Source organism: Ruegeria sp. YKSD179, from assembly GCF_059612885.1.
In genome coordinates, this window is record NZ_JBXWRL010000010.1 from 110,403 (window position 1) to 121,189 (window position 10,787).

At 54.0% G+C, this 10,787-nt stretch carries 8 protein-coding genes and 1 tRNA gene; 5 read left to right on the forward strand and 4 right to left on the reverse strand.

Features of this window, described 5'->3' with window-relative positions; translation table 11 throughout:
• Positions 1-6 precede the first annotated feature (6 nt).
• Positions 7-918: a PhzF family phenazine biosynthesis protein gene (locus AC2FNE_RS08225; RefSeq protein WP_496716854.1), complete on the forward strand. Its 912-nt coding sequence runs from the start codon at positions 7-9 to the stop codon at positions 916-918.
• Positions 919-1,288: 370 nt separating this feature from the next.
• Here AC2FNE_RS08225 and AC2FNE_RS08230 read toward each other — a convergent pair whose 3' ends face one another.
• Positions 1,289-2,830: a glutamate synthase-related protein gene (locus AC2FNE_RS08230; RefSeq protein WP_496716020.1), complete on the reverse strand. Its 1,542-nt coding sequence runs from the start codon at positions 2,828-2,830 to the stop codon at positions 1,289-1,291.
• Positions 2,831-2,990: 160 nt separating this feature from the next.
• Positions 2,991-3,572, reverse strand: coding sequence for a TVP38/TMEM64 family protein (locus AC2FNE_RS08235; protein WP_170525501.1), 582 nt, complete (start codon positions 3,570-3,572; stop codon positions 2,991-2,993).
• Positions 3,573-4,085: 513 nt separating this feature from the next.
• Between AC2FNE_RS08235 and AC2FNE_RS08240 the strand changes: the two genes are divergently transcribed.
• Positions 4,086-4,499, forward strand: coding sequence for a cupin domain-containing protein (locus tag AC2FNE_RS08240; protein ID WP_170389165.1), 414 nt, complete (start codon positions 4,086-4,088; stop codon positions 4,497-4,499).
• Positions 4,500-4,944: 445 nt separating this feature from the next.
• Here the strand turns inward: AC2FNE_RS08240 and AC2FNE_RS08245 are convergent.
• A tRNA-Gln gene (locus tag AC2FNE_RS08245) sits at positions 4,945-5,019 on the reverse strand.
• Between the two features lie 280 nt (positions 5,020-5,299).
• Positions 5,300-5,818 carry an SH3 domain-containing protein gene (locus AC2FNE_RS08250; RefSeq protein ID WP_437436525.1) on the reverse strand — a complete coding sequence of 173 codons (519 nt, stop codon included), beginning with the start codon at positions 5,816-5,818 and terminating at the stop codon, positions 5,300-5,302.
• Positions 5,819-5,959: 141 nt separating this feature from the next.
• Between AC2FNE_RS08250 and AC2FNE_RS08255 the strand changes: the two genes are divergently transcribed.
• From AC2FNE_RS08255 to AC2FNE_RS08265, 3 genes are all read left to right on the forward strand, one after another.
• Entirely contained in the window at positions 5,960-6,946 is a 987-nt protein-coding gene (locus AC2FNE_RS08255; RefSeq protein ID WP_170478260.1) for a 2-hydroxyacid dehydrogenase, read from the forward strand.
• A 29-nt stretch (positions 6,947-6,975) separates the two neighbouring features.
• Complete coding sequence (locus AC2FNE_RS08260; protein WP_170607344.1) at positions 6,976-8,373, forward strand: FAD-binding oxidoreductase; 1,398 nt, start codon at positions 6,976-6,978, stop codon at positions 8,371-8,373.
• A gap of 150 nt (positions 8,374-8,523) precedes the next feature.
• The coding region (locus tag AC2FNE_RS08265) for a GcvT family protein (protein ID WP_496805154.1) at positions 8,524-10,787 on the forward strand (2,264 nt) is incomplete at its 3' end.

Consider the following 10,787-nt stretch of genomic DNA (forward strand, 5'->3'; position numbering starts at 1 on the left):
AAGTCAATGAATACGCAAACAAATACTGCCGTAGAGGTAACAGTGGAAATCGTACACGGCTTTGTCGACGGTGGCGCCGGAGGAAATCCCGCAGGCGTCGTCCTGGACGCTGATGAATTGAGTGAACAGGATATGCAAGCCGTTGCGGCAAGGGTTGGATTGTCCGAAACGGCCTTTGTCTCTCGGTCTGAGACTGAAGGCTTCAAACTTGATTTCTTCACACCAAACCGGCGCATTGCTCATTGCGGTCACGCAACAATCGCCGCCTTCTCGCGCCTTGATGCGCTAGGCCGGATTCCCAATCCCAACACCTCGAAGGAGACGGTTGATGGGCCGAGGCGCATACTCATGAAAGAAGGTGCCGCCTATATGGAACAACTGGCCCCAAAATACGCGATACCAGAGGAATGGGCGGAAAAGGGTGTAAGCATCGACGATGTACTGAACTCCCTTGGGATCAGCAGACATCAACTTGATCAGGAGATCCCACCGGTTTTGGTCAATACCGGCAACAGTTTCATTGTTATCGGCCTCGCTTATGCCGAAGGTCTTGCCAAGGTGAAACCAGATTTCGCCAAAATCACACAAATCAGCGAACAACTGGATCTGATCGGCTATTACGTCTTTACAACAGACCCATCAGCGACCAACCGAGACGCGACAACCCGCATGTTTGCGCCCAGATATGCGATTGAAGAAGAAGCTGCGACGGGGATGGCTGCGGGGCCTTTAGCGTGTGTATTGCACGACTTTGTCGGATCATCTCAACGATCATTTCAAATCGAACAAGGGGTGTTTATGAACCCGGCGAGTCCGAGCCTGATAAAAATCGATCTGGAAATCGATAATGGAACAATCTCTGGCCTCATGGCAGGTGGTTTCGGCAAAGTCATGTGCTCGCGTCGAATTGTTTTCTAGCGTGGCGCTCGCGGCGAATGGCGGGCTGCAACGCAGCAACGACGCCCATCGGGCGACGTCCGAATTGGGCCGTCCGCTGAATTTTGCAAAGTCCGCTGTCTGCGCATCGCTGACCTTAAAGCGCGTTGAAGCATTTTGTATTTTGGGCTCAGAGCAGACGTTCGCTGCACTCGGTGTGGACGACTGCTATGCGGACTTTTATGTCCTTCTCCGCAGATGCAGCCTAACCAATTTGGAACGGGCGTACTGCTCAGATTCCAGACTATGCAAAGTCGGGCGACCGACCCAGGGCAGGCCCTCGCGCCTGTACGCACTGCTTTGGCGCCACCTCCCCAATCCAGACATTCGAGCGGTGAAGCGACTGCTGTGCCTACGTTATAAGATCCCGCACACCCGCAAATCGCACTCCGCTCAGATCCGCCATCTCGCGTTTCCAGGTTGTGATGTCATCCGAGTTGAAGTCGCTCAGGCTCGAATGACTGCAAGCGCGGGCCAAGACTTGCATCAGTTCGACCGACGCTCCGAAATAGCGGGCGAGTTTCTGGGCGCCGACTTGCACGTCGAGCAAGGCCCGGAGTTCGGACTTTTGCGTGGCCACACCCACCGGACAATTGTTCGTATTGCACATGCGTGCCGCGATGCATCCTACCGCCTGCATGGCGGAGTTCGATACCGCAACCGCGTCCGCTCCAAGCGCCAGTGCCTTGGCGAAATCCTCGGCGACCCGCAACCCGCCAGTGATGACCAACGTGACCTCGCGACCCGCCTTGGAATCCAGATGACGGCGGGCCCTGGCCAATGCCGGAATTGTCGGGACCGAGATGTGGTTGCGGAAGATCAGCGGTGCCGCACCGGTGCCACCTCCTCGCCCGTCCAGGATGATATAGTCGACCCCGGCCTCCAGAGCGAAGTCGATGTCATCTTCGATGTGATTGGCGGAAAGTTTGAACCCAATAGGAATGCCGCCAGAGCGTTCGCGCACCTCGTCCGAGACTTTGCGGAAATCGGTCGGCGTGTTCAGGTCCGCAAAGGTCGACGGTGAAATCGCGTCCTGTCCCGGTTCGAGGCCTCGAACATCGGCAATTTTGCCCTGAACCTTGTCGCCCGGCAGATGGCCCCCGGTGCCGGTCTTTGCCCCCTGGCCACCCTTGAAGTGAAACGCCTGTACGGTCTCGACAAGATCAGGCCGCCAGCCGAACCGCGCGGATGCGAGTTCATAGAAGTAGCGGCTGTTCTCGGCCTTTTCCTCCGGCAGCATGCCGCCTTCGCCAGAGCAGATCCCGGTTCCGGCCATTTCAGCCCCACGGGCGAGCGCTGTCTTGGCTTCTTCCGACAGCGCGCCGAAGCTCATGTCGGACACAAAGAGCGGTATGTCTAGTTGCAGGGGCTTTGTAGCTCTTGGTCCGATGACAACCCCGGTTGCAACAGGCTGGTCGTCCAGCAGCGGCTTACGGGCCATCTGCGCGGGCAGGATCTGGATGTCGTCCCAATGCGGCAAGTCCTTTCTCGGCACACCCATGGCGCCCATTTCTCCGTGGTGACCCAGTTTGGACAGCCCGTCACGGGCCAGTTCATGAATGCGTGCGACCGTGGGCTCCTCTGGTGTCGGAACAGCCGCAGGTGCTCCGGATTCCTTCGGTTTGGGTGCCGGATCACCGATCGCCAGATCCCCCAAGCTTGCATGTGTGCCGTCGCAGAAAGGTGCATTGGCGCTGGCCTTAGATTGGCAAAGGGCTGCCCGACCGGGTTTTTGGGCGGTGAAACTTACGGGCGTGATGTTGGTTCCACGATGTGATCCGTCGCAGAAAGGTTGGTTGGCTGAACGCCCGCAACGGCACCATGTGTACGTCTTCCCCTCTTCAAGATCGACCATTTTGGGTTTTTTTGCCGCTATTACTGGAACGTCAGTCATTTCAAATCCTTTATTAAATTTTGACCCATTGGAGGGGTAGATATGTGTCTTCCAGTACTAAATCCTAAGTTTGACTGAGGTCCGTTCCACCTCTTCAAAAGGCTATGGGAAAAAGCTTGATTCCGGCTAAATTGTAACCTGGAGTTAGAGGGCCGTTGCGCTAGATCCACCCCCGTCTTTTCGCAACAACATGCAACATCAGAACAAGGGCTATGCAGGCAGCGGACATTGCGAGTAGCGAAGGCCACTCAAGAGTTTTCATCCGCGAACCAAGATAGGTCGAAAGTATAGTTACCGGTAGGATACCCAGGGCCGTGGTCCAGACGAACGTCCACAAGCGCACACGCGTCAAACCAGCTGCGTAGTTTATCAGATTGAAGGCGATCACTGGAATGAAACGAGACACGAGTAGCGCCAGCGCCCCGTGATCGTCAGTCCACCTGTCAAACAATTTGGCGTGGTCATCTGAAATCCAGTTTTGAACCACTGCCCGGCCAAGCCAGCGGGACAGCGCAAAAGCGGTCAACGCTCCAAACATGGCACCGACCCATATCATTGCGCTACCCCAAATAGTTCCGAAAACAGCACCTGCACAGACGGCCAACAGTTCTGCCGGGAAAGGAATGAAACTGTGTACTATCATCAACGCGATAACCACCAGCGGCCCCCAAAGCCCGAAAGACCGGAGAAAATTGGCCATGTTTTCAGGTGTGGTGACCGGAATGTTCAAAAAATGGAACATTGCTGCACTGAAAACAAACATGAGTGCCAACACTAACAAAATCGAATTTCGCGCGGAAAGAAGCATTTGCTCCAACATGAAATGGACATTTAGGCGAAAACTACACCTTAGCATAATTTGAAAAACTCAACGCCCGAAAAACAGGTGTGTGAATTGCTGGAGCCATGAGTTCCTTCGCGAATTTTGAGGTCCCAAGAACGCCCCAGCGAATTGGATAAGTCATAATGTTCCACTGATCTACTACTGCCAATTTAGCTCGGTTGTATGCCAATGGCCAAGCGCTCCCGGTTAGGAGATTGATCGTAGCCTCGAAGATTACAATGCAAATGACTCCGTCGGGCTCTAGGCAATCCTTCGCTGAACTCGGCGTGAACGTATGCTCTGCGGACGATATCGCTGCTTAAACACCTCCGATCTATGGGAGGGACCTAGGCCCGAAGACCCCAATGGTAATGTTGATTTCTTCAAGGTTGGCATGTCATGGTAAAGCCTCATCTGGAAGGAAATGGGCTTATGAAAAAACTCCGGGCATTAGCCCCACTGCTTGCCGCAGGTTCGGTCTCGATGGCAACGGCACACGAGGCTCCGAAAACGACTGACCTGAAAGCCCCGGAAATCCAAGACTTGTTGGCAAATGCCCTAGAAGGCGCTGACGGATTGGAAGTGATCGTCAGCCACGTCGCGCTGCCGCCCAACGTGACCTTACCCAAACATTGGCATCCCGGAGAAGAAATTGCCTACATGCTACAAGGCAGCGTAACACTTTTGCTGGACGGGGAAGACGATAAAGAAATTATAGCAGGCGAAGTCGGAATTGTGCCGTTGAATGTGGTTCATACCGCCCGTTCCGGAGACGAAGGCGCGACGATTATCGTTTTCAGGATTCACGAAAAGGGGCAGCCGGGCAGGATTTTGGTAGACGAGTAACTGTTTTGGATAGTGTCTCGGACCTTGTGGGGGCTTCGTCCGCACTCCAACATCTAGTGATATTACATGCGCCGCGTGCCGCAACTGATCATACCGTCAGTTGACGATTTGGCTACCCTTCCTAGCAACGCATTCATGTCTGCTTTGGGCTCAAAGCAGTCATCTGAGTCTTTTGGTCAGGTGACAGCTTAGGAGCGGATAGCGGACGTCCAAATTTACAAACTCCTAATTTCGACCATGTAAGAATTTGGCTATCTACGCGGTCTAGTGCCTTCATGGCCTATTGTTAGACCCGCCCTACGGCCATCTTGAATCGGCGAGAGTCGATTGTTCAATCGATAGAAGCCAAATCTCGGAAACAACGGCGCTGGTGGGAATATTGGTGGGAATGAAAAACTCGACAAGTAACTTAGTAAATTAAAAACATGTACTTAATGGATAAAGGTGGCTGGGGTGGTAGGATTCGAACCTACGATACACGGTACCAAAAACCGCTGCCTTACCACTTGGCTACACCCCAACGGTGAGCGGCTATCTACGACTGATGTTTATCAGGTTCAAGAGGTTTTCAGTAAAAATCGATACCGCTGAAGAAATATTTTCAAGCCCTCAACCTTTCATCAGATACGGGCAAAGTATCAGTCTTCAAATTTCCACGCAAAGGATCGAGCGAGCCGTATGGTAGGCGTTTACTGACGGCAACTATTGCGTATGTCGAAACTTAAGACCTGCGGCTTGATGATAACGAATAAATCACGGGATACGGATTGGAAAGGAACGCGGTTTCTAAGAAATGCCCACTATTCCCTAACTTCGGATTGTTCCACACCCCAAAGGTTGGCTTTGAGTGTCCAGCCCCGATATCCTCCGGCGGAGATGCGGCACCAATCAATCGTGCAAGAGCCTAGCCTTGCCACCACTCCTGACTCGAAATGCGCGTTGACCTGTGAATTAGGGTCTGGCGTGGCGTAAATCGGCAGCAAGTCCGGTTCGATCAATACGGTTCGCACTCCTGAAAGCAGCGCATAATGCACCCAGCCCCCAGCGCCGTCACGATCCTGAACCTTACGCCAGTTGCCATACTCCGCTGTTATCTGCAGTGGCATCCCGCGACGTTTGAATACCCAGTCGATTCGATGTGTCAGTGATGGACCGCGGCGCACGTTGCCCTCGGCTGCTTTCATCGAGACGTAGCGCGGCAGTGGTAAATTGGTTACTTGGCCGCGCCTGTCCTGTGCGTTGGCGGCAGATACGCTCAACGCGACAATCAATATACAAATAACCGCCGGAACGAGGCGTTTAATCGAAAAATTAGCAATCACTGCCTGCCTGCTCTTAAGCCTGTTTGTGGTGCTTCGAAAAAAGGTCGCATCTAAGGACATGGGGTTCTTGTGCCCCGTGTGATCCTGCGCCACGATGCCATGGCGCGCAACTGATTGCAAAGCGGTAGGAGATCCGAGGTGCCAAGAGAACGTCTGAGTGTTGTTGTAACGCGACGGTTGCCTGAGGCAGTTGAAACAAGATTAAGTGAGCTGTTCGATGTTCAGTTGCGGGACACTGATGCGCCAATGACGCGTGAAGAACTTATTGCTGCTGTCAAAGAAGCAGATGTGCTTGTTCCGACAATTACTGACACGATCGACGCAGGTATTCTGGGGCAGGCTGGAGAAAAGTTGCGCCTGATCGCCAATTACGGCGCGGGTGTTGATAATATCGACGTATCGACTGCCCGTCAGCGGGGCATTCTTGTGTCCAACACGCCGGGTGTTTTGACCGACGACACCGCGGATATGACCATGGCTTTGATCCTCGCCGTCACCCGTCGGATCCCCGAGGGACAGAGCGTAATGCAAAAGGGTGATTGGGCAGGCTGGGCGCCAACTGCTTTGTTGGGCGGTCGGGTTGGCGGTCGCCGCTTGGGAATTCTGGGGATGGGCAGAATCGGTCAGGCCGTCGCAAAGCGGGCCAGCGCGTTTGGTATGCAGGTGCATTATCACAACCGTCGAAGGCTTCGGGCTGAAATCGAAGAAGCGCTGGAGGCAACGTATTGGGATAGCCTTGATCAAATGGTGGCGCGGATGGATGTTATTTCGATCCATTGTCCTTCAACTCCGTCAACATTCCATTTGATGAACGCAAGGCGCCTGAAGCTGATGAAGCCTTCAGCGGTGATCGTGAACACTTCACGCGGGGAGGTTATCGACGAAAACGCTCTTACCCGCATGATACGCGCAAATGAGATCGCTGGTGCTGGCTTGGATGTCTATGAACATGGCACCGATGTGAACCCGCGACTCCGACAGCTGCCAAACGTGGTTCTTTTGCCTCACATGGGATCGGCTACGCTGGAAGGCCGGATCGAGATGGGCGAAAAGGTGATCATCAATATCAAGACTTTCGAGGATGGCCACCGCCCGCCGGATCAGGTCGTTCCCGCAATGCTGTAACGCCGACTTGTAATCTGGGGAGGAACAGGATGGTGCACGCCCGAGCGCTTCCGCGCAACGAAACCGGTATAGAAACTGTCATTGGCATACTTAAACAGCGTTTCGCAGATCGGCTTCAAACCGGCGCAGCAATCCGCGAACAGCACGGTCACACCACAACCTGGATCGACAACCAAAGCCCGGATGCTGTGGTTTACCCGCATTCGACAGAGGAAGTTTCGGAAATTGTCAAAACTTGCGCTGCGCATAAGGTACCGGTTATCGCGTTTGGAACGGGAACTTCGCTGGAAGGTCACGTGAATGCTCCGGCAGGTGGAATATCGGTAGACTTGGGCCAGATGGACAAGGTTTTGTCGGTTAATGCAGGTGATCTCGACTGTGTTGTGCAGCCGGGCGTCACCCGAGAAGACTTGAATATGCAGTTGCGGGACCAGGGATTGTTCTTTCCAATTGATCCGGGCGCCAATGCGTCGTTGGGCGGAATGGCTGCGACCCGGGCGTCAGGTACCAACGCGGTACGCTATGGCACGATGAAGGATAATGTCCTTAGCATTGAAGCAGTTATGCCAAACGGACAGATCATTCGGACGGGCCAACGCGCGAAAAAGTCGTCGGCGGGATATGATCTGACTCGTCTCTTGATTGGAGCCGAGGGTACGCTGGGCATTATCACCGAACTCACACTTCGATTGCAGGGTATTCCTGAGGCCATAACTTCAGCCAGGTGTTCCTTTCCATCGGTTGATGCGGCCTGTCAGGCGGTGATAATGACTATTCAATATGGAATCCCGGTTGCGCGGATCGAGCTTCTTGATGACATGTCAGTACGCGCGGCAAATGCCTATTCCGGGTTGACCTTGCCTGAAACGCCACTGCTTCTGCTGGAATTCCACGGATCTGACAGCGGAGCAGCAGAGCAAGCCGAAACCTTTGGCCAAATAGCCGAAGAATTCGGTGGAACCGATTTTGCAGCAACATCGACTACCGAAGAACGCAACAAGCTCTGGCAAGCCCGACATGATATGTATTGGGCAAGCCTGCAGTTACGGCCTGGCGCAAGGGGGATATCTACGGATGTCTGCGTGCCGATATCTCGTCTGGCTGAATGCGTGACTGAAACTCAGCGCAAGGCAGCGCAGCTTGGCTTGATGGCGCCAATAGTAGGACATGTTGGCGATGGAAACTTCCATACGCTGGTTTTGCTCGACATGGAAAACGACAACGAAGTTACAAAAGCCGAAGAGTTTGTCGGGTGGTTAAATGATCTCGCAATATCGATGGACGGTACTTGTACCGGAGAGCATGGGATAGGGCAGGGAAAGAAACCCTATCTTGTCAAAGAACTTGGCCCGGCAATAGACTTCATGTCAGCGATCAAAACCGCGTTGGACCCAGACAACATTATGAATCCCGGTAAGATCATTTGAGGTCGCCGGAACAAGCTGAGCGTTGGCACTGCTATGCGAACGATTCCCAGAAAGTCGGTTTTGTGCGCAATAGCGTCGGATGGACTTGGCGGTTCGGCGTTCTGTTCGGCATAAACCTTGCCAAACAGATTTAATCCGGAGAGCGGGCTAATGAAAACCCAAGTCAAAGCACTGGTCGTTGGCGGTGGCGCCATCGGAACCTCGATCGCCTATCATCTGGCCAAGGCCGGTTGGGATGACGTTATGCTGATTGAGCGTGACGAGTTGACCTCGGGCTCTACCTGGCACGCCGCCGGTCTGTTGCCGCTTTTTAACATGTCATACGCGACAACTCATATTCACAAGTATTCAGTCGATTTTTACAAAACGCTCGAAGAAGAAACCGGCCTGAATGCTGGCTTTGCCGTTGTGGGAAATCTTCGTATGGCCCAGACGGATGAGCGCATGGACGAATACATGCTCTATGCCTCGACTGCTGAGACCTGCGGTGTTCCTTATGAATGGCTGACCCCCGACGAAATCAAGGCGCGTTGGCCGTTAATCCGTACCGAGGATCTCAAGGGCGCTTTGTATCACAACACGGATGGGTACATTAACCCGGCCGATGTTACGCAGGCCATGGCCAAGGGCGCACGCCAGCGTGGTGTCGAGATTGTGCGAAAGATGCAGGCAGATGCTTTCCACTGGACCGGCGCCCATTGGGAAGTCACTTGCACTAAGATGATCGAACAAGGCGGAAATCTTGTACCCGGTGACGAGCAAGTGGTAATAACTGCCGAACATGTCGTAACTGCGTCGGGTAACCATGCCCAACGTACTGCAAGGATGCTGGGTATCAAAATCCCGGCAATCCCTGTTGAACACCAGTTCATCGTAATGGACAAAGACCCTGCTTTGGTGGATTACCGTGCCAGTGGTGGGGCAGAGCATCCTGTTGTTCGCGACGCAGATGCTCAATCCTATGTGCGCGAAGAACGCGGTGGATGGATTTTGGGTGTTTACGAAAAGAATGCGCCCGCTTGCTTTGAATATGGCGTGCCGGACAGCTTCCGCGCTGACCTGTTCCCGCTTGATCTGGAGAGGATCGAAAGCCAGTACATGGCCATGATCCATCGTATTCCATCTTGCGAAGAAAGCGGTCTGAAAGACGATTTCAACGGTCCAATTTGCTACACCCCGGACGGCAACCCACTGGTTGGTCCTGCGCCGGGTCTGCGAAACATGTGGTTGGCTGAAGGATTCAGCTTTGGCATTACTGCTGCGGGCGGCACCGGTTACTATCTGGCGCAGATGATGGTCGACGGTGAGGCCGAGATCGACATGGCCTCGTTGGATCCCAAGCGTTATTCCAGCAATTGGATGACTACCGAATTCGCAGCCCGCAAGAACGAAGAATGCTACGACCACGTCTACATCTTGCACCACCCTGACGAAGAACGCCCGGCTTGCCGCCCACTGCGGACGGCACCTGCCTATGACCGACAGAAAGCGCGCGGTGCACAGTTCGGCTGGGTCAACGGATGGGAACGCCCCAACTACTTTGGCCCACTAAACGCACCGTCAAATTTCGACGAAGAAAGCCGTTCCTTTCGCCGCGGTGGTTGGTGGCAGTACGCAGTTGAAGAAGCCAAAGCGATACGTAATGGCGTTGGGCTGATCGACGCGACTGCTTTCACGAAGCATGTCGTGAAAGGCCCCGGAGCGACCCAATTCCTGGACTGGTTCACCTGCAACAAGTTGCCCAAGGTCGGTCGCATAAACTTGACCTACGCGCTGACAGCACATGGCACCACGCGTACCGAATACACGATCGTCCGTAACGGCGAGAACAACTACTACATTGTCTCCGCTGGTGCATGGACCGAGTACGATGCAGACTTTTTACGCAAGGCGGCCGAAGACAAGATGGACGAATTCGGCTACATCGAAATCCAGGATGTGACAAGCCAATGGGGTGTCTTTGCAATCGCCGGACCCAAGTCACGCGACGTTTTGAAAGAAGTTATCAAAGACGCCGATCCGGAAACTGCGTTGTCCAACAAGCGCTTCCCGTGGCTGTCGGCGCGTCAGATCGAACTGGGCATGTGTCCGGTCAACGCGATCCGCGTGGCCTATACAGGCGAATTGGGCTGGGAACTGCACCACCCGATCGAGATGCAGAACTACCTGTTTGATCTGCTGGAGCAAGCTGGTGAGAAGCATGGAATGAAACTTGTCGGTGCCCGCGCGCAAAACTGGTTGCGCCAGGAAAAATCCTATCGCGCTTTCGGTACCGAATTAGGCAGGGACGCGACGCCTTTGGAGGCTGATCTGCCACGCTTTGTTGACCTGTCCAAAGACTTTCACGGTAAGGTCAAATTGGAAGAAACAGGCGTACGCGTAAAATGTTGCACGCTGCTGATCGACGGCCCAGA

Bases quoted from the DNA above. Each gene is read 5' to 3' on its own strand.
- AC2FNE_RS08225 (WP_496716854.1), top strand. From the start codon at position 7: ATGAATACGCAAACAAATACTGCCGTAGAGGTAACAGTGGAAATCGTA.
- AC2FNE_RS08230 (WP_496716020.1), bottom strand. From the start codon at position 2,830: ATGACTGACGTTCCAGTAATAGCGGCAAAAAAACCCAAAATGGTCGAT.
- AC2FNE_RS08235 (WP_170525501.1), bottom strand. From the start codon at position 3,572: ATGTTCCATTTTTTGAACATTCCGGTCACCACACCTGAAAACATGGCC.
- AC2FNE_RS08240 (WP_170389165.1), top strand. From the start codon at position 4,086: ATGAAAAAACTCCGGGCATTAGCCCCACTGCTTGCCGCAGGTTCGGTC.
- AC2FNE_RS08260 (WP_170607344.1), top strand. From the start codon at position 6,976: ATGGTGCACGCCCGAGCGCTTCCGCGCAACGAAACCGGTATAGAAACT.